The organism is Planctomonas psychrotolerans (assembly GCF_008642235.1).
In the GTDB taxonomy this organism is placed as follows: domain Bacteria; phylum Actinomycetota; class Actinomycetes; order Actinomycetales; family Microbacteriaceae; genus Planctomonas; species Planctomonas psychrotolerans.
In genome coordinates this window covers 2,665,599-2,690,992 of sequence record NZ_SJEV01000001.1, presented here as the reverse complement: position 1 = coordinate 2,690,992, position 25,394 = coordinate 2,665,599, and the positions used below count along the sequence as shown (strand labels likewise).

The following is a 25,394-nucleotide window of genomic DNA, read 5'->3' as shown; positions in this document are numbered from 1 at the left end:
CAACGTCCCTTCGACAGGCTCAGGGACCGGAAGGCGACGGGCTCGGGGACCGCACGGGCCTAGACGACGACCTCCTGAGTGCCGTCGGTCGAAGCGAAGAGGTCGAGCAGCTCGGCGATGCGCCCCTTGCAGCCTCCGCAGCCGGTACCGGCCCGGGTGGCCGCGCTCACGCAGGCGACGGTCTCGGCCCCGTCCCGCACCGAGTCGTGCACGTGTCCGACCGTGACCCCGTTGCACCAGCACACGGTGGCCTCCGGCGCGCTGGCCGCGCTCGCCGACGCGGGCGTGGCGTCCGGTCCGTCGTGGCGGAGCAGCACCGACCGGTCAGCGGGCAATTCGCTCCCCCGCTCGAACAGCAGGGTCAGCTCGGCGGCCGTGCGCGGCATCCCGATGCAGACCAGACCCTCGAGCACTCCCCCACGCGTAACGAGTTTGACGTAGCTGCCGTGCTCCGGATCCGCCCACTGCGACACCTGCCGGGCCGGCCGTCCGTTGCGCACATCGATGGGCTCGGCGTCCCACGGATCGGGAAACGCGGATCCGACGGCCACGACGTCCACATCCTCCGCCTTCAGCATGACCACGCCGGCGCGCTCGTCGGCCAATGGCTCGGGTTCGGCCGCCGACACGGCCTCGGCGGAGATCGAGCGGGCGAGCCAGTCGGCCTGCCGCCAGCCCGGACCGATGAGCCCCGACGGGGCTCCAGGAGGCACGGCGAACGCACCGGACCCGACGGCGTCCGGACGCTCCACCACGTGGGCGCAGTCACCGATGGCCGAGATCGCGTCGTCTCCCCAGGAGCGCAGGCGACGGTCGACGAGGATGCCCGTCGACACCGGCAGGCCCGCGAGGTGCGCGAGTTCGGTGCGCGCGCTCACGCCGCAGGAGAGCACCAGCAGGTCACCGGCGATCGACTTCCCGTCGGCGCAGAGCACGGCATCGAACGTCGGTGTCCCCTCGGCGGTGAGCCGGAAACCGACGCCCTCGGCGCGGCTGTGCGCCACCACCGACACACCGGCCCGGGCCAACGCACGCGCGAGCACGAGTCCACCGCCCCGGTCGAGGTTGCGTGCCATGGGGATCTCGCCGTGGTGCACCACGCACACGTCGGCGCCCTCGGCCGCCGAGGCCAGTGCCAGCTCGAGGCCGAGCACACCGGCACCCAGCACGACGATACGGCGGCGCTTCCGCACCGCTTCCTGCACGCGCTCGGCATCGGCGAGGTCGCGCAGCACCGTGATACCGGCGGGGAGCGGGGTGGTGCCGGTGTCCAGCAGTTCCGCCGCCCGCGCCGGTGCGGACCGGGACGGCGTGGGGCGATCCACCCCGTACAGGGTGGGCACGTTCGCGCGGGCTCCGGTGGCCAGCACCACCCGGTCGTACGCTTCGACGGTGCCGTCGCTCAGCGTGACGGTCTGCCGTGCGCGGTCGATCGCCGTGACGGTGACGCCCAGCGCGAGGCGAACTCCGGCCGCTTCCGCCGCGGCGGCGTCGGTGACGACCATGCCGTCGCGATCCGCCCGGCCCACGGCGTACTCCGCCACCAGCACACGGTTGTACGCCTCGACCGATTCCGCGCCGACCACGGTGAGGCGCACCGCGCCCGATCGCACGTCGGGCAGCAGCCCCTCGACCAGGCGTGCGCCGACCGGACCGAATCCGACGAGCACGACGCGCAGGGCAATGGTCGCGATCATGCTGATGCCTCCATCGGCCGCACGGTGACGGCGGCCGTCTTGAACTCGGGCATGCCGGAGATGGGATCGGTGGCGTCCGACGTGAGGAGGTTGGCCCGTTGATCGGCAGGGAAGTGGAACGGCAGGAACACCGTGTCCGGACGGATGCCCGTCGTGACCGACGCTCGGCAGCGCACGATGCCGCGTGCGTTGCTGACTTCGATCGCCGCTCCGTCGGCGATGCCGAGGCGCACCGCGGTCGCCGGATGCAGTTGCGCGCGCGCCTCCGGTTGGGCTGCGAGCAGCTCGTCGACCCTGCGGGTCTGCGCACCGGACTGATAGTGCTCGAGCAGACGGCCGGTGATGAGCGTCATCGTGCCGGTCCGGTGCAGCTCGTCGCCCCGGTGCCGCACGTGCCCATCGGTCGGCGTGTGAACGGAGGGGCGAGGCGTGACCGGAACGATGCGGGCGCGACCGTCGGCGTGAGCGAAGCGGTCGTGGAACAGCCGCGGGGTGCCGGCCGACCCCGACGGGAACGGCCAGTACACCGGCCGGCCGGTGTCGAGCAGATCGTGCGAGATGCCCGAGTAGTCGGCGAGCCCGCCCTCGGAGGCGCGAGCGAGCTCGTCGAACACCTCGCGAGAATCGGTGCTGAACGTGGACGGCGACTCCAGCCGACGCGCCAGCTCGGACAGGATCCACAGTTCGCTGCGCACGCCGTCCGGAGCGTCGAGAGCACGCCGTCGACGGAGCACCCGTCCCTCCAGGTTGGTCATCGTGCCCTCCTCCTCGGCCCACTGCGTGACGGGGAGCACGAGGTCGGCCATCGCCGCTGTTTCCGAGAAGAAGAAGTCGCAGACCACGAGCAGGTCGAGGGTGGCGAGTGCGGCGCGCACCCGATCGGCGTTGGGCGCCGACACCACGAGGTTCGACCCGTGCACGAGCAGGCACCGCACCCCGCCGGGCTGCCCCAGCGAGTGCAGGAGCTCCACCGCGGGGATACCGGCTCCGGGCAGGTCGGCGGGATCGATCCCCCACACCCCGGCGACGTGCGCGCGAGCGGCCGGATCGGTGATCTTGCGGTACCCGGGCAGCTGGTCGGCCTTCTGACCGTGCTCCCGACCGCCCTGCCCGTTTCCCTGCCCGGTCAGCGTGCCGTAGCCCGAGCCGTCCGTGCCGACCAGTCCGAGCACGAGCGCGAGGTTGATGGCCGCGGTGGTCGTGTCGGTGCCGTCGACGTGCTGTTCGACTCCCCGCCCCGTGAGGATGTAGGAGCCGCGGCCATCGGCCAGGCGCCGGGCGAGCATGCGCAGCTGCCACGTCGGCACACCGGTCACCGATTGCACGCGCTCCGGCCACCAGGTGCTCACGCTCCGCCGCACATCGTCGAACCCCACGGTGCGCTCGGCCACGTAGTCGGCATCGACGAGCTTCTCGGCGATCACGATGTGCAGCAGACCGAGCAGCAGCACGAGGTCGCTGCCGGGCGTGGCCTGCAGGTGCATTCCCGCGCCGTCGTCGGTGAGTCGTGCCGTCGCGGATCGTCGCGGGTCGACCACGAACAGTCCGCCCGCGGCTCGGGCGCCCTCCAGGTGACCGATGAAGGGCGGCATGGTCTCGGCCACGTTCGAACCGAGCATCAGGATGGTCGATGCCCGGCCGAGGTGCTCGACCGGGAACGGCAGACCCCGGTCGACCCCGAACGCGCGGGTGCCGGCCGCGGCGGCGGAGGACATGCAGAAGCGCCCGTTGTAGTCGATCCGGGAGGTGCCGAGGGCCACCCTCGCGAACTTCCCCAGCTGGTAGGCCTTCTCGTTCGTGAGACCGCCGCCGCCGAATACGCCCACCGCGTCGGCCCCGTGCCGCTGCCGCGTGCGTCGCAGCGTGTCCGCAATGCGGTCGAGCGCGGCATCCCAGCTCACCGGAGCGAACGTGCCGTCCTCCGTCCGCGCCATCGGTTCGAGGATGCGGTCGGGAGAGCCGAGCAGCGCGGCGGAGGTCCAGCCCTTCTTGCACAGCCCGCCGCGGTTCGTGGGGAACGTCCGACCCGACACCGTGAGCGGCAGAGCCGGACGCGGCCCGGCCTCCGGCGCCGCCCGCCGTGACGGCCCCGCGTCCGCCGCGGCCGTCGCCGGCTCAGCACCGGACGGCGTGAGGGTCATGGCGCACTGCAGGGCGCAGTACGGGCAGTGGGTGTCGGTCGGAGCAGCCGTCGCATCCGGGGCGGGGGTGGTAGCGGGGAGGAGCGTCATGGGGTGCCGGTCAGATCCGCTGTCCGGCGACCGCGGATCCCCGGCGCAGGTAGAAGAAGGCGACCATGGCCAGCATGACCAGGTAGGCCGCCACGAACCAGTAGAAGGCCACGTCATAACTTCCCGTGCTGGTCTTCGCGAGTCCGAGAACCTGCGGGATGACGAATCCGCCGTACGCCCCGATCGCCGAGATGACGCCGAGCGCCGCCGCCGTCTTGCGCTGCGTGCCGACGGAACCGCTGTCGGTGTGCGCGTTCTGTGCACCGGATCGGGCGGCGAACACGGTCGGGATCATGCGGTAGGTCGCGCCGTTGCCCATGCCGCTCGCCACGAAGAGCAGCAGGAAGCAGCCGAGGAAGAGCCAGAAGTTGCCGAGCGGCAGTGTCCACACGACACTGAGCGCTCCCATGGCCATGACGGCGAAGGCGGCCATGGTGACGCGGGCTCCGCCGAAGCGGTCGGAGAGGCGGCCGCCGTAGGGACGGGCGAGCGAACCGACGAGCGCCCCGAGGAACGCGAGGGAGAGCGAGGCGGATCCCACCGCGAAGGTGGAGAAGTCGGGGAACTGGTCGGCGATCAGCTTGGGGAACACTCCGGCGAAGCCGATGAACGACCCGAAGGTGCCGATGTAGAGCACCGCGAGGATCCACAAATGCGGCTCCCGCACGGCGGCGGCAGATGCCGAGAAGTCGGCCTTCGCGCTCGTGAGGTTGTCCATGTAGCGGTAGGCGCCGAACATGGCCAGCAGGATGAACGGGACCCAGACCCAGCCGGCGAGGGAGAGGTTCGCCGTGGCTGCGGCACCGATCGTGATGACGATCGGCACGGCGAGTTGCGCGACGGCGGCACCGAGGTTGCCCCCGGCGGCGTTCAGCCCGAGAGCCCAGCCCTTCTCGCGTTGCGGATAGAAGAAGGTGATGTTCGCCATCGAGCTGGCGAAGTTGCCACCGCCGAAGCCCGCGAGGGCGGCGATGAACAACATGACTCCGAATGGCGTCTCCGGCCGGGTCACCACGACGCCGAGGGCGATGGACGGGATGAGCAGCAGCCCGGCGGAGATGATCGTCCAGTTGCGTCCGCCGAACCTCGGCACGAGAAAGGTGTAGGGAAAGCGCAGGGTGGCGCCGACGAGACTCGGCATGGAGATCAGCCAGAAGATCTGCCCGGTGTCGAAGGAGAAGCCCGCGGCGGGCAGTTGCACCACGACGATGCTCCACAGCTGCCACACCACGAAACCGAGGAACTCGGCGAAGATCGACCAGCGCAGGTTGCGGCGGGCGATGGTGCGGCCGGCCCGCTCCCACAGCGTCACGTTCTCGGCATCCCAGTTGTCGATCCACCTGCCGGGTCGGTGCACGAGCTCGACGGGCGCGCGCCCCGTCGAGCTCGGTTCGGCCATCGCGGTGTCGAGTGCTGTATCGGTCATCAGTCCTCCGTGCCAAGCAGGGGTGCTTACGTGACCCCGACGCTACGGATGCCGTGTTTCCGGGAGTCGTGCGCTTTCGTTACCGTCGTGTTCCGCCCGCATCACACGAGCGCATCCGCGTTGTGAGATCCGGCGGAACCGTTACCGCGCTCTCCTGTTGGGATCGGTTGTGGTGGGAATCTCCGCGACGGCCGCCGTGTTGGGCTGCGTATGGATCACATTCCCGCGGCCGGCACCATCACGATGTTCTCCACGTCCTGGTGCGGCTACTGCAAGCGACTCAAGTCCCAGCTCGACCGTGCCGGCATCGGCTACACCGAGGTGAACATCGAGAACGTCCCCGGCACGGCCGAGCTCGTCGAGGCCATCAACGGAGGGAACCAGACGGTGCCCACCGTGCTCTTCGCGGACGGGTCGAGCGCCACGAACCCCTCGCTCGCCGAGGTCGCCGCCCGCGTCTAACCGGTGAGAAGCTCGGCCCCTTGGGTGGACGCGTCGCCTCGCGTCAGACGCGTCGCCGCAGGGTGGACGCGTCGCCGCAGGGTGGACGCGTCGCCGCGCGTCAGACGCTCGCCCCTTGGACGTAGGCTCGCAGCATGGCCGTCCGTCCCGCTCCGGTAGACGGAGACGCCGTGCTGTGGTCGGCTCCCCCGGAGCACCGTCCCGGTCGACCACTGATCCTGCTGATGCACGGCTATGGCGGAGTGGAGCGAGACCTCGACGCCGTGGTCGACCGGCTGCCCGCGCCCCTGGTCGCCGCCTCCCTGCGGGGTTCGCTGCCGGTACGGGATCGCTGGGGCTGGCTGGACGCGGACCATCACGGGGCGGGACAGGCGAACGTCTCCGCGAGAGCGATCCTCGACTGGCTCGACGGCCACCCCGGATTCCCATCGGTCGGCCTGCTGGGTTTCTCCCAGGGCGGCGCGATGGTGATGCAGCTGTTGCGGCTCGCGCCCCAGCGCTTCGCCTACGGGGTGCAGCTGTCGGGCTTCGTCGTCGAGCCGTGGCGGCATCGGGGCGACGCCGAGCTTTCGGCGCGGCGACCGCCCTTCTTCTCCGGGCACGGCGATCTCGACGACGTGATCCCCCGTTCCGTGGCGGCGAGCACGTCGCGCTGGCTGCACGCCCACACGACGCTCACCGAACGTCGGTACGCGGGCGTGTCCCACGAGGTGTCCGCCGCGATGCAGCTGGACGCGCTCGAGTTCATCCGCGCGCACGCCTGACGCGGATCCGCGCAACGGGTCTTCGCGCGGTCCCCGGCCCGCACGCTCGACCGGGGATGCGTGCGCGCCGAACGCTACAGGCCGAGGCCCTCCCGGAGCAGCGACACGAGTGCCTCGAGCTGAACCGAGCCGGCGGCTGACGGGTCGACATCCTCACCGTCGAGCGCGCGAGCCGCGAGCCCCGCCTTGCTGTCGATGAGTTCGGCGATCCGCGCGTCGATGGTCTGCGAGGCGATGATCCGCCACGCGGTCACCGGCTCGGCCTGCCCGATGCGGTGCACCCGGTCGATGGCCTGCGTCTGCTCCGCGCTCGTCCACGACAGCTCCGCGAGCACGACGTTCGAGGCGACCTGGAGGTTGAGGCCGACACCGGCCGCGGTGAGCGACGCGACCACGACCGCGACCTCCGGGTCGGTGTTGAAGGCGTCAATCTGCTGCTGCCGCTGCGCCGCCGACTGGTCGCCGCGAATCGACACCGTCTTCAGGCCGCGCTTGGCCAAGGTCGCCTCCGCGGCGTCCATCACATCGATGTGCTTGGCGAAGAACACGACCTTGCCCACGGACCGCGCGAGCTGAGCGGCGTAGTCGGCCGCGAGCCCGGCCTTCGCCTGGCCGATTCTGCGCACCATGGTGAAGACGTTCTCGCCGGTCTTGGCCGCCCTCGACTCGTCGAGCTCGCCCTGGGCCACGAGCCGGAGCAGCGCGGTGAGGTCGGCAGCGGGACCATCGAGCACGGCTTCCACCGTCGTGTCGCGGGCGGTGACGAGCGCTCGGAAGCGCCGGACGAGGCGGGCAGCCAGTTCGGCCTCCGCCTGGCGGATCGAGCGACCCAGGTCGTCATCGAGCTCGACGGGGAGATCGGCGATGCGCTTGGCGGGCAGATCGGCCGCGACGTCGACCTTGCGACGGCGCACGATGCCCATCTCGATGACGGCCTCCCGCGCCTCGGCGAAGAACCCGGGGTCGGCGGGGGTCAGCTCCGTGTCCTCCAACCGGGCCATCAGTTCGGGCAGGGGCTTCGTGTCGTCGATCCAGCCGAGGAACTGCCAGATCGCGCGGAAGTCGTCCACGTCGTTGATGAGCGGCGTTCCGGTGAGCGCCATCATGAGCGGCGATGACGCGCGCTCCCGGATCTTGCGGGCGAGCGCGAGGACGTGCTGGGAGCGTTGCGAGTGCAGGTTCTTGATGAAGTGCGCCTCGTCGACGACCATGCCCTTGAAGCCGAGGGTACCGAGCCAGCCGATGTGGCGGTCGAGCACGTCGTAGTTCACGATGACCACGTCGGCGAACGCGTCGAGGGTGTCCCCGTCACCGTGGATGACCGTCGGCCGCCGGTTCGGCGTCCACAGGGCGACCTCGCGGGCCCAGTTCATCTTCACGACGTTCGGCACCACGACGAGAAGCGGGAAGGCATCCGCGATCGAGGCGGCGAGGATCGACTGGGCGGTCTTTCCGAGGCCCGGCTCGTCGGCGAGCAGGAAGGTGCGGTGTCCGAGGCGCACGCGCTCCAGGAACCGTGCCTGGTGCCGCATCAGCTCCATGCGGCCGGGCGAGAGCCGGTCGATGCGGGGCGCGTCGGGGAGGTCCATGCTGGCGACCCGTCCGCCCCCGCCGTACTCGAACGACTTGAAGAGCGGGCCGAGCAGTTCCCAGTTGGCGAGACGGCGCGGCACGGGCGCGGACGACGCCACCCGGTCGAGGTCCGGGGCGAGGAAGGGGTTCGCGAGCGCGCGAGCCTTCACCGAGGCAGGGACGACCTGCTTCTGCGCCAGCTCGACGTCGATCTCCGGCGCTTTGGCGGGCAGAGCGTCCTCGGTGACGATCTCGATGCCCCCTTCGAACAGCAGCTGCTTGCGCAGGGCGCGCGCCGCCTCGGACACGGTCGCGTCCGGATCGAGCAGGCTCAGCACGGAGGTGTCACGAGCCGTCGTCTTGGCCAGGATGGACGCGATGCCGTCGAGGCGCTTCAGCGTCTCCGCACGTTCCGCGTCGGTGAGATCGGTGTCCGTCTTGGCGTGCGCCCGCTCCTCGCGCATGAGAAGCGCGATCACCTGGAACTTCGTGCGGTTGGCCGGCTTGAGCTTCCCGCGCTGCGCGGCGGTCTCGACCTCGCGCACCGCCCGGGCAAGCACGGGGATGATCCCCTCGTTGTCCATGGCTCGGCTACGGGTGGACGAACGGCGCTGGCCGGTGCGAGCCATGCTTCTCCCTGACTAAATCGACCATCCTCACCAACGCGGTGCAAATGGGCCGCATACCCGTCCCCGGTTCAGCGGCGATGACCCGCGTTGCGGCGATGCACAGTGCGGGTCTGAGGGGAAACACCCCGATCTCGAGCAACCTGAGCTTTCTCGGGTCGAGATGATGATGAGGGTCCCCCGCGCTCGCCCAGTTTACCGCACCGATGGAGCCGACGTGACGCGGATCGCGCTCCGGGCGGTCGCGACCGTCGCTCGGATGCCCGGGCCGTCCGAATCCCTTGCGCTCCGCTCCGTCACCTCCGGTCCACGATGTCAAGCCCACCCCGGACCTGTCGACCGCGGTGCCGCACCGAACTAGGCTTCGAGGAGACCCGTGACACCCGTCCATCGCGGTGCAGTCTTTCCCCACCTCTCCCCGCGCCTCTCCGCCGCAGAACGGATCCATGCCGATGTCCACTTCCACCCCGCAGGCCACCGTCGGCACCGACGCCAGCGCCTCCTCCCCCACGACCTTCGCCGGCCTCATCTACAACCCGATCAAGGTCGACCTCGACGCCATCAAGGCCGTCGTCGAGGTGGAGGAGAAGGCCGCCGGGTGGGCCGCCACCCAGTACTTCCCGACCTCCGTCGAGGATCCGGGTCAGGAGGCCACCCGCAAGGCGCTCGACGCGGGCGCCTCCATGATCATCGCGGCGGGCGGCGATGGAACCGTGCGCGCCGTGGCCGAAATCGTGCATGACAGCGAAGCGACGCTCGCGCTGCTCCCCTCCGGCACCGGCAACCTGCTCGCTCGCAACCTGAACCTCACCCTCGATGACCTCGAGCACTCCATCCACAGCGCGTTCTCCGGCAAGAACCGCCCGGTGGACCTCGGCCTGATCGAGATCCGTCATGACGACGGCTCGCTCACGAAGCACGCCTACCTCGTCATGGCGGGGCTCGGGCTCGACGCCAAGATGCTGGCGAACACCGACGAGGAGCTGAAGAAGAAGGTCGGCTGGCTCGCCTACGTGGGCGCCATCGGCAAGGCGCTCACCGACCGTAACGAGCTGCGCATGAAGTACCGCCTCGACAACCACCGCGTGCGCACGGTGAAGGCCCACACCATCATCGTGGGCAACTGCGGCTCGCTGCAGGCCAATGTCCTGCTGCTTCCGGAGGCGGCCGTGGACGACGGCGAGTTCGACATCCTCATTCTCCGGCCGGAGAACGTCATCGGCTGGATCCAGATCGGAGTCAAGATCCTGTGGGAGAACGGCGTGCTCCGCCGCACGAAGCTCGGTCGCAAGATGATGACCAAGGAGGTCAAGGCGCTCAACTACGTGCGGGGCAAGGAGCTGACGCTGCGCCTCAGCAAGCCCGACCCCATCGAGCTCGACGGCGACCCGTTCGGCAGCGCCACCGCGTTGCGCACCTGGATCAAGCCGGCCGGCCTGCAGGTGCGGGTGCCGGCGGATGACGACGAATAGACCGCCCGCAGCGACCAAGGCCGCATCCGAACCCCGTCTGATCGAGACCCGGTCGCACCGCGTCGACGGGTCGACGTCCAGAAATCCTCTCGAGCGACCTCATAGGATCGATTCCCCGGCGAAAGGAGCGTCCCGTGAAGTGTCCCAACGACTCGGCGACCCTGGTGATGAGCGAACGCAGCGGAGTCGAGATCGACTACTGCCCGGAGTGCCGCGGGGTGTGGCTCGATCGTGGCGAACTCGACAAGATTCTCGAGCGAGCCGAGGCTGAATCCGCGGCCAGCGCTCCCCGACCCTCCGCAGCTGGTGCCGTTCCGCCTCCGCCGTACCCCGACCCGCGATACACGGTGCCCGGGTACGGCGAACGTCCGTACGGCGAACGGCCCCGGGAGCGGGACCGCGACGACTACGACCGCCGCTCCCGCGAGTACGACACCCGAGGCGGATACCGCGGCAAGAAGAAGGAGAGCTGGCTCAGCGACCTGTTCGACTGACCGACCCCGGTCACGAGTCGGAGGTCCCGATTAGGGTTGATCGCATGAGCAGCGAGGCAGAACGAGCACCCCAGGGCAAGTACGTCGAAGCGGAGGAGTTCACCCGCGACACGAACTACATCGAGGATCGCATCACCCGCGACGGTCGTGACGGGTGGCCCGTGGAACCCGGCCGGTACCGTCTGGTTGCCGCGCGAGCCTGCCCCTGGGCGAACCGCACGGTCATCGTGCGTCGCTTGCTCGGGCTCGAATCCGTGATCTCGCTCGGACTGCCCGGTCCCACGCACGACTCCCGCAGCTGGACCTTCGACCTCGACCCCGGCGGCGTCGACCCGGTGCTCGGGATCCCCCGTCTGCAGGACGCCTATTTCGCGCGATTCTCGGACTACCCGCGCGGCATCACCGTTCCGGCGATCGTGGACGTGCCGTCGGGCAGGGTCGTGACCAACAACTACCCGCAGATCACTCTCGATTTCTCCACCGAATGGGGCGAGTACCACCGCGACGGTGCACCGGATCTCTACCCCGAGCACCTGCGCGACGAGATCGACGATGTGGCCGACAAGGTGTTCCGCGACGTCAACAACGGCGTGTACCGCTGCGGGTTCGCCGGCAGCCAGAAGGCGTACGAGCGCGCCTACGACCGGCTGTTCTCCCGGCTGGACTGGCTGAGCGACAGGCTGTCGACGTCCCGCTATCTCGTGGGCGACACCATCACCGAGGCGGACGTCCGGCTGTTCACGACGCTGGCCCGGTTCGATCCGGTGTATCACGGCCATTTCAAGACGAACCGCTCCAAGCTCAGCGAGATGCCCGTGCTGTGGGCGTACGCCAGGGATCTCTTCCAGACCCCGGGTTTCGGTGACACGACCGACTTCGTTCAGATCAAGCAGCATTACTACCTCACCCACACCGACATCAACCCCACGGGCATCCTGCCCGTCGGGCCCGATACGAGCGGCTGGCTCGAGCCGCACGGACGCGAGGAGCTGGGGGGTCGTCCGTTCGGGAACGGCACCCCGCCGCCGCCACCACCCGCAGGGGAGACCGTGCCCGCGGAGCACGGCCCCGGCGGCAGCGGGATCTGAGCCGGTAAGCGAGCGAGCAGACGACGCGAACGCCATGGCACGCATACCGGCGCAGGTTCGACTCTGGACCGTCCTCACCGAGAGGGTCCCGTCCCTGTCCCGATGGGGCCGAGGCTCCCCGGTGCCGGGCGTCGGGGTCGAGGACCGCAGCGCGGAGGGACCGCACGGGGAGGTTCTGCTGCGGGTGTTCGTGCCGCTGAAGGAGCGGATCGGACGTCCGCTCGTCGTACTGTTCCCCGCCGACGGGTCCCGCACGTCGGGCTGGTTGCCGAGCGCTCTGGCGCGGGATCTCGATGCCGCCGTGGTGCTGGTGCGGAGTCCACTGGAGCCGGGTTCCGCCCTGGCGGAGCGCGTCGACACCGCGATCGCCGCGCTCCGCTGGGCCGCTGCGCACGCGGCGGGGTGGAACGCGTCGGCGGATCGCCTGGGCGTGGTCGGTGACGGTCCGGGGGCCGACATCGTGGAGGAACTCACCCCCCGCAACCGGGCGGAGAGCGGGCCCCACATCTCCCGTCAGGTGCTCGTCTCCCCGACGGGTCGGGCGCATCCCCCCGAGTTCCCCGCCGGTTTGCCCACGGCGCTCATCCTGACCGGGGAGCACGATCCCGCACTCTCGTCGACGTCCGACCGCGTGGACGCTCTGAAGCGGGCCGGTGTGCCCGCCCGGATGATCGAGTACCCCGGCGCCGCGACGGGTTGGTTCCGGTATCCGAAGGTCTCCCGCCGTATCGCTGCGCGTGGGCTCGACGACGTCGTGCGGTTCCTTCGCCGCGGACTCAACGAGGAGACGTCGTTCCGCGTCATCCCCGCCTGGGACCTCCACTGACCTCGCCCCCGACGCGGCGCGTTATACCGCCTGAGACCAGGCCCGACCTGTTCTAAGGGCTCGTCGTCCCCGTCGGCACGCGCGTGCGCACACCCGCTACCACCGCGACCAGCGCCCCCGCGTAATGCATGGCCTGCCAGCCCTGCCCCTCGATCGGAAGAACGACGATGGGGTTCCAGAACACGGCGATCGCGGCGAGCAACGGCAGCGCCCACCACGTGCGCCCGCGCATCGCGAATACACACAGGATCAACGCGAGGATGGTCGCGACGAAGCGCACGCTGATGAACCAGTCGGTGTCGATGAGCGCGACGCCGGCGATCAGCACGATCGCCAGGAGGATGCCGGGGGCCAGCGCCGGTCGGGTGAAGCCGGCAGCGGGTGTCATCGTCACACCCTCATCCTCCCATTCCCGCGGGCCGTCCCCGTCGTGATCAACCGAGCAGGTCCGGACGCCGCCAGGACGCGTCGCGCACGTGCTCGTCGAGGAACGCGAAGACGGTCTCGTACCACACGGCGGAGTTCTGCGGCTTCAGCACCCAGTGGTTCTCGTCGGGGTAGAACAGGAAGCGATGCGGACTCACGCCTGCGTCGTCCGCCGATGCCGCGGTGAGCTCCGACCAGAGGCGGAGGCTCTCGCCGATCGGCACGCGGTAGTCCTTGTCGCCGTGGATCACCAGCATCGGCGTCCGGATGTTGTGCACGCTCGCGTGCGGCGAGTTCGCGGTGAGGGCTTCCGGAGTGAACTCGCGCAGCCAGTAGTACGACGAGTCGGTCGTGTGCACGAACTGATCCATCGCCCAGAGGCTGGCGTGACTCACGATGGCCCGGAAGCGGTCGGTGTGCCCGGCGATCCAGTTCGCCATATAACCACCGAACGACCCGCCCATCGCGGTCGTGAGCGACTCGTCGATGTCGGCGCGGGACTCGGCGGCGTCGGTGATCGACATCAGGTCGGTGAAGGGTGAGTCGCCCCACGCATTCCATCCCCGCCGGATGAAATCGAGTCCGTAGCCCGTGCTCAGGGCCGGGTCGGGCAACAGCACGGCGTAGCCCTTCTCGGCGAGCAGCAGCGGGTTCCAGCGCCAGCTCCACGCGTTCCAACTGTTGAGGGGTCCGCCGTGCACCCGGAGCACGAGGGGAACGGGCGAGTCGGCTGCGGCGTCGGCCGGCAGCACGAGCCAGGCTCGCACACGGGCGCCGTCTTCGGCGGTCGTCTCCACCTCTTCCAGCCGCGCGGTGGATTCGGGGCGCCGTACCGGCGACGGCAACCGGGACACGACGCGGGAGTCGAGGTCGATGCGCACGGGCTCGCTCGGCACGAGGTAGCTGGATCGCAGGGCGATCAGGCTTCCGCCGCTCGAGGGCACCACGAGGTTCGTGTAGGTGTAGTCGTCGTCGGTGAGCTGCTCGACCGCTCCTCCCGTCAGCGGCACGCGGAACAGCGGTCCCCGGCCGTTCTGGTCGGCGGCCACGAAGAGCGCATCGGACTCCGCGGAGAAGCCGAACTCGTTCGGCCAGCGATCCCAGTCGCTCGCCACCCGGCGGGGCTCTGCGCCGTCGATGGCGGCCACCCAGAGTTCCCGGTTCCCCGGCCCGTCCGGTGTGTCGTATGCGGTGCGCACGAAGGCGATGCGCGCGCCGTCCGGGCTCACGACGGGGTTCTCGAAGTCCACACGCGATTCGTCGAAGAGGGTGGTGCGATGTCCCGTCGCCACCTCGACGGCGGTGAGCACCATTCGCGTCCCCTGGCGCTCGTGCACGCCCATCGACGCGACAAGCATCCGCCCGTCCGGACTCAGGGCGGCGCCGCTGATGTCCGCGCTGCGTGCGGGATGAGGGGTCAGGTCCACCGGGCGGGGCAGGTGGGCGGGGTACGAGGCGGGCGTGTCCCCTGGCGAGGCGGCAGTCGGTGCGTCGACCGGCTCGTCCGTCACCCGCACCTCGTCCTCCAGCACCCCCGACAGGTCGAGCGCGAGGAGGTGCGGTTCATCCGGCCCGAGATCGGCATCCCAGTGACGCACGGGATACGTCTCGTGCAGGATCGCCGTGACCTTGCGCTCGGATCGAGCGGTGCGCCGCGCGGCATCATCCTCGACCGAGGTGGACGAGGGCAGCAGCGGGGCGCTCAGCACGACGGTGTCGGCCCCGCTCGCCGTCGACGTCACGGACTCCACCCCGCCCGCGAGCCGCGTGACCGCGCGGGCCTCCCCACCAGCGATGGGCAGGAGCCACAGCTGTGCCGGCGCATCCTCGGCAGCATCCGCGTCGGAGTCCGGACGCGCCGATACGAAGAGCACGTCACCACTGGCGCTGAACGCGGGACCACCCTCGCCCTTCGCCGAACGGGTGAGCCTGCGCGGGGATCCGGTGCCGTCGGCGGGAACCGACCACAGCGCGCGACGGTAGGCAGCACCCTTGTCGTTCAGCGTGCTCACCGAGAGGACGACGGTGAGCCCATCCGGGGACAGGCTGAGCCCGTCGATCCTCGGCATCGCGAGGAAGTCCTGAACGTCCGCGAACGGGGTGCGCTTTTCAGAGGTCATGGAATAACGCTATCGCGGCGACGGATAGGGTCGGATCATGCCGGTACTCCCCGACTTCCCCGACTCGCCGGGAAGCCCGCCCGTTGCCCTCGACGGTGGCCTCGGCACTCAGCTCGAGGCGCGCGGTCACGACCTGTCGTCGGCGATGTGGTCGGCCCGGCTGCTCGTCGAGCAGCCCGGGGAGATCGCGGCGGTCCACCGCGAGTATTTCGACGCAGGAGCACGGGTGGCGATCAGCTGCAGCTACCAGGCGTCCTTCTCCGGCTTCGAGCGGATCGGCATCGATCGGCCGCAGGCGGTCGAACTCCTCACCCGCAGCGTGCGCCTGGCGATCGAGGCCCGAGACGCGGCGGCGACGGAGTCCCCCGGGGTGCCCCGCTGGGTCGCGGCCTCGGTCGGCCCGTACGGCGCGACGCTCGCCGACGGATCCGAGTATCGCGGCGACGACGGTCTCAGCGTCTCGGAACTCCGGCGATGGCATCGGGACCGCCTCGCCGTGCTCGCCGATGCCGGAGCCGACCTTCTCGCACTCGAAACGATCCCGAGCCTCCGGGAAGCCGAAGCGCTCGTGGCGGAAGTCGACCGGTTGGACGTGCCCGCGTGGCTCTCCGTCACCATCGCCGATGGCCGGATGCGATCGGGGGACGCACTCCGCGACGTGTTCGCCCTCGCCGCGTCCAACTCCTCGATCGTGGCCGCCGGCGTCAACTGCAGTTCGCCCGGCGAGGTGGAACCGGCGCTTCGTGCTGCGCGCGGCGAAACGGACAAGCCGCTGCTCGCCTACCCGAACAGCGGTGAGCGATGGGACGCGGATGCCCGACGATGGACGGGCAACCCGCGATTCGACTCGGACATGGTGCACGGATGGCTGGCTGCCGGAGCGTCCCTGGTCGGTGGGTGCTGCCGAGTGGGACCCGCGGAGATCGCCCACATCGCGGACGTGCTCGACACGCACGCGGGCTGACATTTCGGGCCGTCACCTCGATCTGAGACCTCGGTCGCGCGACGCGGTGGATGAGGGCAGACTTCGGGCATGACGTCGATCGAGATCACGCGGGGAGATATCACCGGACAGGATGTCGATGCCATCGTCAACGCCGCGAACAATTCGCTGCTCGGCGGCGGTGGCGTCGACGGGGCGATCCACCGCGCGGGCGGACCGGACATCCTCGACGAGTGTCGCCGGCTTCGCGCCACCGAATTCCCGGACGGCCTCCCGACCGGATCCGCGGCCGCGACGACGGCGGGACGACTCGCCGCGCGAATGGTCATCCATACCGTCGGGCCGGTGTGGAGCGAGCGGGAGGACCGGAGCGGTCTGCTCGCGAGCGCCTATCGCGAGTCCCTCCGCGTCGCCCTCGACCGGGGCGCCGCGAGCATCGCGTTCCCGGCGATCTCGGCGGGCGTGTACGGCTGGCCGATGGACGACGCTGCCCGCATCGCGATCACGACGATCCGCGACGAGTTGGCATGTATCCCGACCGGGAGCATCGAACTGGTGCGGTTCGTGCTGTTCTCGGAGCAGGCTCGCAGCGCATTCGCGTCGGCGGCCGACGCCGCCCCGGCCTCCTAGCCGGTCTCCTTCGGGTCGACGGTGTCCCTCGGCCCGGTGACGTCGTCGAGACCGGTCCCCCCAGTCGTCGGCGCCGACGTCTGCGCGCCGTCGGCCGTCGACGTCCCGGCTGAGCCGTTCGATCCCGGCGCATCGGTGCCGGTGGAGTTGCCACTCGGTGCCTCGTCGTCACTGCTCTCGCTCTTCCCCACCGACGCGGCACGCCGCTCGTTGGCGTCGTGCTGCGGCGCACCCTCGAGGGCGGGTCGCAGGACGTCGACCCAGGCGGTGTACCCCGCTTCGTTGAGGTGGAGACGGTCGTCGGTGTACTCGGGATTGAGTTCACCGTCGTCCATCGCGAGCGCGGGCCACACATCCACCCACTCGGCCTTCACCACGGGGCAGAACTGCCGCAGGTGCACGTTGATCTCGTGCACGCGATCGGTGAATTCGCGCCCGCGCGGCAGCACCGACTGCATGACCAGGCGGGCTCCGGGGAGGTCACGACGCAGGGTGACGAGGATGGTCTCGATGTTCCGGACGATGTGCTCGGGGCCGCTCCGGCGGTTGCTCAGGTCGTTGGTACCGATGAGCAGCACGACGGTGTGCGGTTCCGCGTCGATGACCTCCTGCCGCCGCGCGATCACGTCTTCCGTGGTGTTGCCGCCGACGCCGAGGTTCAGCGCGTTCATCTCGGGGAACCACTCGTCCCAGCGGCCCACCTCGGTGATGCTGTCGCCGAGGAATACGGTGGATTCGTTCGTGCCCGTTCTGTCGTTCGCCATGTGCTGCCTCCCGATAGTCGTGTCGATGCGCCCGCACGAGCCGGGGAGACCGGAGGCCTCCGCCCTGTCGCGGGACGCTTCCAGTTTCCTCGCATCCGCGGTGCCCTGCGGCGTATCGTCGTCGAATAGGTTCTCCTAGAACGTACCGGTTACGGCGGGACCCCGGGCCGGGATGCCGTCCCCGCGGTGCGAACAGCGGGTCGGCAGGGGCAGTGAATCCCATCCCGGCGCCGTCCGCGGGAGGAAGTGGCGAGGTGGTCGAGAGATTCGTGGACCGGCGGGACGCGGGGAGCCGCCTGGCCGCGCTGCTTTCCGCCTATCGCGGCGTTCCCGGATTGGTGGTGCTCGCTCTCCCGCGTGGTGGCGTGCCCGTCGGCGCGGAGGTGGCGAGTGCGCTCGGCGCGAGCCTCGACGTGCTGGTGGTGCGGAAGGTGGGTATGCCGCGCTCTCCTGAGGTGGCGATGGGCGCTCTCGCGGCGATAGCAGGAGCGGTTTCCACCGTGCGCAATCCCCGGGTGCTCGCCGGCATGGCGAGCGCGGGCGCCGAGACCGCGGAGCAGGCCTTCGCGCGGGTCGCCGCCCGGGAGTCCCTGGAACTGGACCGTCGGCAGCGCCTGTACCGCGGTGACCGGTCGACGATCGACGTCGCCGATCGTACGGTGCTCGTCGTGGACGACGGGGTGGCCACCGGCGCGACCATGCGGGCGGCGCTCACCGCCCTTCGAGCAGGGCGGCCCGCGCGGGTGGTCGTCGCCGTGCCGGTCGGGTCCCGGGAGGCGTGCGACGCGCTCGGCGACCTGGCGGACGAGGTCGTCTGCGCCCGGTACCCGGAGCCCTTCTGGGCGGTCGGCAGCGCCTATTCGCGATTCGACCAGACGTCGGACGACGAGGTGCAGCGCATTCTCGCGGAACACGCACCCGCCTCCGGTCCCGTCGAGGGGACCGGCGGGAACGCGCCCGGGTCCTAGCGCGTGGTGCCGCGGGTAATTCCCCCGCGCAGGCGTCGGACGAACCGCGGCACCGCAAGGAATGCGGCGAGCAGGAGAACGGCCACCATGCCCATGCGCACCCCCATGGTTGCCGATTCCTCGGCGAGAGAGCCGGTCAGCACAGCGGCGGGCAGCGAGGACAGCCCGTCGGCGGGGCTCGGGACCGGAGCCTCGCCCAGCCGGGGAACGGGCACGAACCCACGACGATTCCCGCTCTCGGTGGTCCACACCGTGCCGGACAGCGCGGTGGGCGACGAGGCAGCGTCGGTGTTCGTTTCCGCCGGCATCGGATTCTCCATGGTCACCGGTCCCGTCGTCGCAGCGCCCCCGTTCCCGGCGGGAACGTCGGGTCCGGCGCCCCCCGTGGCAACGTCGGAGGCGATGCTGGACTCGGCGGTATCGACCGCGGTGATGCCACGTTCGGCGGCGGCGGCCGCGTCACCGTCGGCCGCGGCGGTGGGCGGGAAGTCCGCGAAAACCGCGACCGCGCGGGTTTGACCGTTCTCGACGACCGCGGCGATGCCGACGTGCGTGTAGTCACCGAGCAGGGCCGATCGGTGCTCCGGGGAGTCGAGCCACGTCGTGTGCAGCTGTTCCGCGGACTCCCCGACGCCCGCGTTCACCGCCGACTCCACACCGTCCGGCAGCCAGCTCGTCAGCTCACCGGACGACGCCGCACCCTGCACGGTCATGCGCTCGGCGCCTGCACGGGCGATGTCGTCGAGCACCGTGCTGCGGGCGAGCGGTTCCAGCGACTCGCCCGTACGCGCTTGGAGCACGAGGGCCTCGAGCTTGGTCCGAACCGCATCCTCCTCGGTCCTTTCAGGACCGGGCGCGTCGGGTCTCGTCGCGCCGGGAGCGGCATGTGCCGCCTCCGCACTCGCGGAATCGACCCAACCGGCCCCGACCGCGCCGCCGATCAGGCAACCGAATGCCGTCACGGCAGTGATCCGCAACCCAGCTCCGCACGCCCTCACTCCGCAACGCTCCCGGCCAGCGCCGCGGGTGTCGCGGCGGACGCGACGGCGCGCGCGTTCCGCGCTGCCTTCGCCGTGATCTTCGTCGCCATGCTGGTGAAGATGATGCCATGAAAAGGCAGGATGGCGATCCAGTACAGGCGCCCACCCAGCCCTTTGGGGAAGAAAACGGCGCGCTGGTGATACATCGAGCCCGTTGAACCGTCGGGCTCGCACCTCAATTCGAGCCAGGCGAGACCCGGGAGCTTCATCTCGGCGCGGAGGCGCAGCAGCGTGCCGCGCTCCAATGTCTCGACCCGCCAGAAGTCGAGCGCCTCCCCGACCTGCAGGCGGTCCGGGTTGCGCCTGCCGCGCCGGAGCCCCACCCCGCCGATGAACTTGTCGAGCAGGCCGCGGGCGGCCCAGGCCACCGGGAGGGAGTACCAGCCGTTGTCGCCGCCGATCCCCTCGATGACCTTCCACAGTTCGTCCACCGGGGCGTCGGCCCGCCGGTGCTTCACGTCGGTGAACACGGTGTGCCCGGCCCACTCCGGGTCGCTCGGGATCGGGTCGCTCGGGGCGTCCATCACCGAGGAGTTCTGCCAGCTGGTCTCGACCTCGCCCGCCCGCTCCTTGCCGAGCGCCAGCCGCACGGAGGCCCGGTACCCGGTGAGGCCGCCCTCGGGGTCCGGCACGAGGTCACGGATGTCCTGCTCCAACGCCACGCAGTCGTACTGCAGGGACTCGATGATGGGCACGGCGAGGCTGCGCGGGATGGGCGTGACCACGTTCACCCAGTGCGCGGCGAGTCGCGGGGCGAAGACGGGGACGGACGCGATCGGCCGCTGCTTGAGGCCGGCTTCCACCGCGTAGCCGTTCATCATCTGCCCGTACCGCAGCACGTCGGGTCCGCCGATGTCGAAGCTGCGATTGAGCTCCCGCGGAAGGGCGGCCGCGGCGACGAGGTAGTACAGCACGTCCCGCACCGCGATGGGCTGGATGTGGTTGCGCACCCACCCCGGGGCCGGCATGTACGGCAGCACTTCGGTCAGGTGCCGGATCATTTCGAACGACGTGGATCCGGAGCCGATGATCACCCCGGCCTGCAGCGCGATGGTGGGCACGCCCGACGCCATGAGGATGGTGCCCACCTCGCGACGGGAGCCGAGGTGCTTCGAGAGCGTCGGCGTGTCGGGGTGGAGTCCGCCCAGGTAGACGATGCGGGACACGTCGGCGGCTGCCGCGGCGGCGGCGACGTTGTGCGCCGACGACCGTTCGGTCGACTCGAAGTCGCCCTTGGCGCCCATGCTGTGGACGAGGTAGTAGAGCACGTCGACGCCCGCCGTGGCCGTTCGGAGCGACACGGGGTCACCGAGGTCGCCCTCGACCACCTCCACCTCGTCGACCCAGGGGACGTCGCGCAGCTTGCCCGGGTTCCGCACGAAGACCCGTACGCGATACCCGGCCGCCAGCAACCGGGGCACGAGTCGCCCGCCGATGTACCCGGTCGCGCCGGTCACGAGGGCGAGATCGGATCCGGTGCGGGGAGAAGTCATGAGCATCAGCGTAGGGAGGCGACCTGAGAGGTCACGGCGGGATAACGGTCAGGACGCTCTGCGGGGTCTCGGGTCGTGAGCGGTGGCCGGGTCGGCCGCGAAGATTCGTTCGTAGATGTCGTAGATCAAGGCCGCCTTGCGATTGTTGTACTGCATCGCATCCGAGTAGCCCTCCTTCGCCAGCTCCTCTTTCAGGCGCGCGTAGGCGAGCCGATCGTCGGCGTGCGTGGCGAGCCAGTCCCGGAAGGCGATGTGACGGCGCGGCTCCGCGGCACCCGCGGAAAACACGTGCAGGTTGGTGGTCACCTCCCGCCAGTGCAGGAGACGGTGCTGCTCCCAGTCGGGCTCGCGCACGACGAGCTCGAAGCCCGCCTCCTGGAGCGCCGGAAGGTAGGCGCCCTCGTCCGCCGAGTCCGCGACGATCAGGTCGACGTCGATCACCGGTTTCGCCGCCAGCCCCGGGACCGCGGTCGACCCCACGTGTTCGATCGCCAGGCGGCGCTCCCCGAGCGCCGCGCCGACGGCGTCCGCGACGCGGCGGTAGGAAATGTCCCACTCGGCCGAGTGCGGAACGACTTCGACGGGTCGCTGCCACGTGGACTCGTCGTCCGGGCGCACCCGTGCCCGCCGGATGTTCTCCTCGCTCACGGGCGCGTAGGGCCGCCAGAGGGGGTGGGTGGCGCTCATTCGGATCCGCCTACAGCAGGCCCTTGGTGTGCCAGACGGTCTTCGTCTCGGTGAACGCGGCGATGCGGTCGAGACTCGGGGCTGCGGCATCCGGGCCCTCCTCGGGCGGAAGCACCCGCTTCAGCGTCTCGGCCGCCGCGATCTGCAGGTCGACCCACTCGAGAGCGCCGGCACCCACGAGGTCGAGGGCGTTCACGTCGGCGTGGCTGGCGAGCCACGGCGTGATCTCGGCCGGCGACCCGGTCAGGATGTTGACCACTCCGCCAGGCACGTCGCTCGTCGCCAGCACCTCGCTAAGGCTGATCGCCGACAGCGGGTAGCGCTCCGACGCGAGAACGATGACGGTGTTGCCCGCCACGAGGGCGGGAGCCACCGCGCCCACGAACCCGAGCAGCGACCCCTCCCCCTGCGGTGCGACGATGGCGACGACACCGGTGGGCTCGGGCACCGAGAGGTTGAAGTACGGTCCGGCGACCGGGTTGCTGCTGCCCGTCACCTGGGCGTACTTGTCGGACCACCCGGCGTACCACACCCAGCGGTCGATGGCCTTGTCGACCTGGGCGACGGCGGCACTCTCGGACGCACCCTCGACCCGCATGATCTCGGCCACGAACTGGGCGGAGCGCCCTTCGAGCAGTTCGGCGATGCGGTACAGCACCTGCCCGCGGTTGTAGCCGCTCGTTCCGGCCCACCCCGAGACGGCGCTTCGGGCGGCCACCACGGCGTCGCGGGCGTCCTTGCGGGATGCCTTGGCGGCGTTGGCCAAAAAGTCGCCTCCTCGGGTCGCGACCTCGTACACGCGCCCGGACTCGCTGCGCGGGAACTTGCCGCCGATGTACAGCTTGTAGGTCTTCGGAATGGTCAGCCGGCTCACTTCGTGTCCTCGTTCGTCGTCTCGACCACCGGTTCCGGTGCCGCCATCGGCTCCGCCTGTGTCCGCGCCACCGCCGGCACGGTCGAGCGCACGGTCGCGTCGGCGCGGGAGGGGGCGAGATACGCCGCCAGTCCGTGCCTGCCGCCCTCGCGGCCGTATCCGCTCTCCTTGTACCCGCCGAACGGGCTGGCGGGATCGAACCTGTTGAAGGTGTTCGCCCACACCACGCCGGCACGGAGCTTGTCGGCCACGGCGAGGATGCGGCTGCCCTTGTCCGTCCAGATGCCCGCCGACAGTCCGTAGGGCGAATTGTTGGCCTTTGTGATCGCCTCGTCGGGCGTGCGGAAGGTGAGCACCGACAGCACGGGACCGAAGATCTCGTCGCGCGCGATGCGGTGGCTCGTGGACACATTGGTGAAGATGGTCGGAGCGAACCAGAATCCGGCGTCCGGCAGGGCGCACTCGGGGCTCCACCGATCGGCGCCCTCGTCCTCGCCCACGGCGCTGAGCTCCGTGATGCGCTTCAGCTGCGCGGCGGAGTTGATCGCGCCCACGTCGGTGTTCTTGTCGAGCGGGTCGCCGACGCGCAGGGTGCGGAGGCGCTCCTTCAGGCGCTCCACCACCTCGTCGTGCACGTTCTCCTGCACCAGCAGCCGCGACCCCGCACAGCAGACCTGGCCCTGGTTGAAGAAGATGCCGGTGACGATGCCCTCGATGGCCTGGTCGATGGGGGCGTCGTCGAAGACGATGTTCGCGCCCTTGCCGCCGAGCTCGAGCGTCAGCTTCTTGCCGGTACCCGCGGTTGACCGGGCGATCTCCCGCCCCACCTTGGTGGAGCCGGTGAAGGCCACCTTGTCGACGTCGTCGTGGTTCACGAGCAGCGATCCGGTGTCTCCGGCGCCGGAGAGGATGTTCACCACGCCGTCCGGCAGTTCGGCCTGCTGGAGGATCTCCGCGAAGAGCAGCGCGGTGAGCGGTGTGGACTCCGCGGACTTGAGCACGACGGTGTTGCCGGCGGCGAGCGCGGGCGCGATCTTCCACGCGAGCATGAGCAGCGGGAAGTTCCACGGGATGACCTGGGCCGCCACTCCGAGCGAACGGGGCGAGGGGCCGAGGCCGGCGTAGTCGAGCTTGTCGGCCCAGCCGGCGTAGTAGAAGAACCAGGCGGCGACGAGCGGCACGTCGACGTCGCGGGTCTCCTTGATCGGCTTCCCGTTGTCGAGGCTCTCGGCCACCGCGAGTTCGCGGGCGCGCTCCTGCACGAGCCGGGCGATGCGGAACAGGTACTTGCCGCGGTCCGCACCGCTCATCCGCGACCACGTGGTGTCGTATGCGCGGCGGGCGGCGGCGACGGCCAGGTCGACGTCGTGCGCGTCGGCCGTGGCGATCTCCGCGATCGGCTTCTCGGTGGCGGGCGAGATGGTGGTGAGCGGAGCGCCGTGTCCGTCTACGAATGCGCCGTCGATGAAGAGTCCGTAGGAAGGGCGCAGGTCGAGGATGGCGGTCGACTCGGGCGCCGGTGCGTAGTTCAGGAAGGTCATGGTGCGGGATTCTCCGGTCGGTTAGTCGACGGTGACGTAGGCGGGTCCGGAGTACGCCCCGGTGCGAAGCTTCTGGCGTTGCAGAAGCACGTCGTTGAGCAGGCTGGACGCTCCGAAGCGGAACAGCTCCGGCGTGAGCCAGTCCTCCCCCACGGTCTCGGCCACGGTGACGAGGTGCTTGATCGCGTCCTTCGACGAGCGGATGCCGCCCGCAGGCTTCACGCCGATCTTCTCACCGGTCAGCCGGTGCCAGTCCCGTACCACCTCGAGCATCGAGAGAGTGGTGGGCAGCGTTGCGGCGGGTGACACCTTGCCGGTCGAGGTCTTGATGAAGTCTCCGCCCGCGAGGATCGCGAGCCAGGAGGCGCGACGCACGTTGTCGTAGGTGTTCAGTTCACCCGTCTCGAGGATGACTTTGAGGTGAGCGAACGTGCCGTTGTCGCGCTCGCACGCGGCCTTGACCGCCACGATCTCGTCGAACACCTCGCCGTACCGGCCGGAGAGGAATGCGCCGCGGTCGATGACCATGTCGATCTCGTCGGCTCCGGCGGCCACGGCGTCCTTCGTGTCGGCGAGCTTCACGGCGAGCGATGCGCGACCACTGGGGAACGCGGTGGCGACGGCGGCGACCTGGATGCCGGTGTGCGACCCGGCGGCGTGCGCGGATCCGAGCGCCTCGACGGCGTAGGGCACCATGTCACCGTAGACGCAGACCGCGGCGACCCGGGGGGTCGACGGATCCGCGGCGTCGGGCACCAGGGCCTTCGCCACGAGGGATCGGACCTTGCCCGGCGTGTCCGACCCTTCGAGCGTGGTGAGGTCGATGAGCTCGATGATGCGGTCGAGGGCCCAGGCCTTGGAGGTGGTCTTGATGGAGCGGGTGCCGAGGGCGGAGGCACGGGTCTCGAGGCCCACCGCATCCACCCCGGGGATGCCCTCGAGGTAGCGCCTCAGGCTCTTCTCGGTGAGGTCGCCGCCGACCACCTCGATCGCTCTGGCCGCCGGGGCCACGGCCCGTTCGGCGGACGCCGTGTCGATCGTCACGCGTTCTCCCTGCTCTGCACTGCGCTGCTGTTGCCTGTGAGGGACACTGATGGGCGTCGTTGCCCCGTCTTCCCTGTTCCTCCAGCTTAACCGCTCGGGAAGTGCGGGACTCGCGTCGATCGGAGCGCTCCCCGACTGGCGGTGCGCCCGACCGCCGTTCGCCGATACCCGTCCCTTCAGCCGTGAGCCGTGAGCCGTGAGCCGTG

The 25,394-nt window shown here is 70.2% G+C and carries 22 protein-coding genes; 9 read left to right on the top strand and 13 right to left on the bottom strand.

Going from position 1 to position 25,394, the window contains the following annotated elements; all coding sequences use genetic code 11:
- Positions 1-59 precede the first annotated feature (59 nt).
- From EY822_RS12390 to EY822_RS12380, 3 genes are read right to left on the bottom strand one after another with little or no spacing between them, the layout of a single operon-like run.
- Entirely contained in the window at positions 60-1,697 is a 1,638-nt protein-coding gene (locus tag EY822_RS12390; protein WP_227497259.1) for an FAD-dependent oxidoreductase, read from the bottom strand.
- Entirely contained in the window at positions 1,694-3,928 is a 2,235-nt protein-coding gene (locus tag EY822_RS12385; RefSeq protein ID WP_150308532.1) for a molybdopterin oxidoreductase family protein, read from the bottom strand. The genes EY822_RS12390 and EY822_RS12385 overlap by 4 nt, the downstream gene beginning before the upstream one ends.
- Before the next feature lie 10 nt (positions 3,929-3,938).
- Positions 3,939-5,354, bottom strand: coding sequence for an MFS transporter (locus EY822_RS12380; protein ID WP_150308531.1), 1,416 nt, complete (start codon positions 5,352-5,354; stop codon positions 3,939-3,941).
- A gap of 210 nt (positions 5,355-5,564) precedes the next feature.
- On the opposite strand from EY822_RS12380, the gene EY822_RS12375 reads away from it, so the two are divergent.
- Complete coding sequence (locus EY822_RS12375; protein WP_150308530.1) at positions 5,565-5,816, top strand: mycoredoxin; 252 nt, start codon at positions 5,565-5,567, stop codon at positions 5,814-5,816.
- Between the two features lie 134 nt (positions 5,817-5,950).
- Positions 5,951-6,580, top strand: coding sequence for an alpha/beta hydrolase (locus tag EY822_RS12370; RefSeq protein WP_150308529.1), 630 nt, complete (start codon positions 5,951-5,953; stop codon positions 6,578-6,580).
- Between the two features lie 74 nt (positions 6,581-6,654).
- Here the strand turns inward: EY822_RS12370 and EY822_RS12365 are convergent, their stop codons facing one another.
- Positions 6,655-8,781: a DEAD/DEAH box helicase gene (locus EY822_RS12365; protein WP_150308528.1), complete on the bottom strand. Its 2,127-nt coding sequence runs from the start codon at positions 8,779-8,781 to the stop codon at positions 6,655-6,657.
- A 449-nt stretch (positions 8,782-9,230) separates the two neighbouring features.
- Between EY822_RS12365 and EY822_RS12360 the strand changes: the two genes are divergently transcribed.
- The 4 genes from EY822_RS12360 to EY822_RS12345 all read left to right on the top strand — a co-directional run bounded on the left by EY822_RS12360 (position 9,231) and on the right by EY822_RS12345 (position 12,658).
- Positions 9,231-10,250 (top strand): diacylglycerol/lipid kinase family protein, encoded by a 1,020-nt coding sequence (locus EY822_RS12360; RefSeq protein WP_150308527.1) that lies wholly within the window; start codon positions 9,231-9,233, stop codon positions 10,248-10,250.
- Positions 10,251-10,384: 134 nt separating this feature from the next.
- Positions 10,385-10,744 (top strand): TFIIB-type zinc ribbon-containing protein, encoded by a 360-nt coding sequence (locus EY822_RS12355; RefSeq protein ID WP_150308526.1) that lies wholly within the window; start codon positions 10,385-10,387, stop codon positions 10,742-10,744.
- A 44-nt stretch (positions 10,745-10,788) separates the two neighbouring features.
- The gene (locus EY822_RS12350) at positions 10,789-11,832 is read left to right on the top strand and encodes a glutathione S-transferase family protein (protein WP_150308525.1); all 1,044 of its coding nucleotides are present in this window, start codon (positions 10,789-10,791) and stop codon (positions 11,830-11,832) included.
- A 121-nt stretch (positions 11,833-11,953) separates the two neighbouring features.
- Positions 11,954-12,658, top strand: coding sequence for an alpha/beta hydrolase (locus tag EY822_RS12345; protein ID WP_227497258.1), 705 nt, complete (start codon positions 11,954-11,956; stop codon positions 12,656-12,658).
- 52 nt (positions 12,659-12,710) lie between these two features.
- Here EY822_RS12345 and EY822_RS12340 read toward each other — a convergent pair whose 3' ends face one another.
- Together EY822_RS12340 and EY822_RS12335 are read right to left on the bottom strand one after the other, a co-directional pair.
- Complete coding sequence (locus tag EY822_RS12340; RefSeq protein ID WP_150308933.1) at positions 12,711-13,046, bottom strand: DUF6804 family protein; 336 nt, start codon at positions 13,044-13,046, stop codon at positions 12,711-12,713.
- Between the two features lie 46 nt (positions 13,047-13,092).
- Positions 13,093-15,204 (bottom strand): S9 family peptidase, encoded by a 2,112-nt coding sequence (locus EY822_RS12335; protein ID WP_227497257.1) that lies wholly within the window; start codon positions 15,202-15,204, stop codon positions 13,093-13,095.
- Between the two features lie 37 nt (positions 15,205-15,241).
- On the opposite strand from EY822_RS12335, the gene mmuM reads away from it, so the two are divergent.
- The gene (gene mmuM / locus EY822_RS12330; protein ID WP_150308523.1) at positions 15,242-16,168 is read left to right on the top strand and encodes a homocysteine S-methyltransferase; all 927 of its coding nucleotides are present in this window, start codon (positions 15,242-15,244) and stop codon (positions 16,166-16,168) included.
- A gap of 69 nt (positions 16,169-16,237) precedes the next feature.
- A complete protein-coding gene (locus tag EY822_RS12325; RefSeq protein WP_150308522.1) occupies positions 16,238-16,777 on the top strand; it encodes an O-acetyl-ADP-ribose deacetylase in 540 nt (179 codons plus the stop codon).
- Here EY822_RS12325 and EY822_RS12320 read toward each other — a convergent pair.
- Entirely contained in the window at positions 16,774-17,541 is a 768-nt protein-coding gene (locus EY822_RS12320; protein WP_150308521.1) for a GDSL-type esterase/lipase family protein, read from the bottom strand. The genes EY822_RS12325 and EY822_RS12320 overlap by 4 nt on opposite strands.
- Before the next feature lie 254 nt (positions 17,542-17,795).
- Between EY822_RS12320 and EY822_RS12315 the strand changes: the two genes are divergently transcribed.
- Positions 17,796-18,509, top strand: a complete 714-nt coding sequence (locus tag EY822_RS12315) for a phosphoribosyltransferase (protein ID WP_150308520.1) — start codon at positions 17,796-17,798, stop codon at positions 18,507-18,509.
- On the opposite strand, the gene EY822_RS12310 is transcribed toward EY822_RS12315, so the two are convergent.
- From EY822_RS12310 to deoC, 6 genes are read right to left on the bottom strand one after another with little or no spacing between them, the layout of a single operon-like run.
- Positions 18,506-19,471: a CAP domain-containing protein gene (locus tag EY822_RS12310; protein WP_227497256.1), complete on the bottom strand. Its 966-nt coding sequence runs from the start codon at positions 19,469-19,471 to the stop codon at positions 18,506-18,508. The genes EY822_RS12315 and EY822_RS12310 overlap by 4 nt on opposite strands.
- Before the next feature lie 32 nt (positions 19,472-19,503).
- Complete coding sequence (locus EY822_RS12305; protein WP_150308518.1) at positions 19,504-21,042, bottom strand: SDR family oxidoreductase; 1,539 nt, start codon at positions 21,040-21,042, stop codon at positions 19,504-19,506.
- Positions 21,043-21,090: 48 nt separating this feature from the next.
- Complete coding sequence (locus tag EY822_RS12300) at positions 21,091-21,729, bottom strand: GrpB family protein (RefSeq protein ID WP_150308517.1); 639 nt, start codon at positions 21,727-21,729, stop codon at positions 21,091-21,093.
- A gap of 10 nt (positions 21,730-21,739) precedes the next feature.
- Positions 21,740-22,603 carry an aldehyde dehydrogenase family protein gene (locus EY822_RS12295; RefSeq protein ID WP_150308516.1) on the bottom strand — a complete coding sequence of 288 codons (864 nt, stop codon included), beginning with the start codon at positions 22,601-22,603 and terminating at the stop codon, positions 21,740-21,742.
- Positions 22,600-24,144, bottom strand: a complete 1,545-nt coding sequence (locus tag EY822_RS12290; RefSeq protein WP_150308515.1) for an aldehyde dehydrogenase family protein — start codon at positions 24,142-24,144, stop codon at positions 22,600-22,602. Before EY822_RS12290 ends, EY822_RS12295 begins: the two co-directional genes overlap by 4 nt.
- A 21-nt stretch (positions 24,145-24,165) precedes the next feature.
- Entirely contained in the window at positions 24,166-25,188 is a 1,023-nt protein-coding gene (gene deoC, locus EY822_RS12285; RefSeq protein WP_150308514.1) for a deoxyribose-phosphate aldolase, read from the bottom strand.
- Between the last annotated feature and the right edge of the window lie 206 nt (positions 25,189-25,394).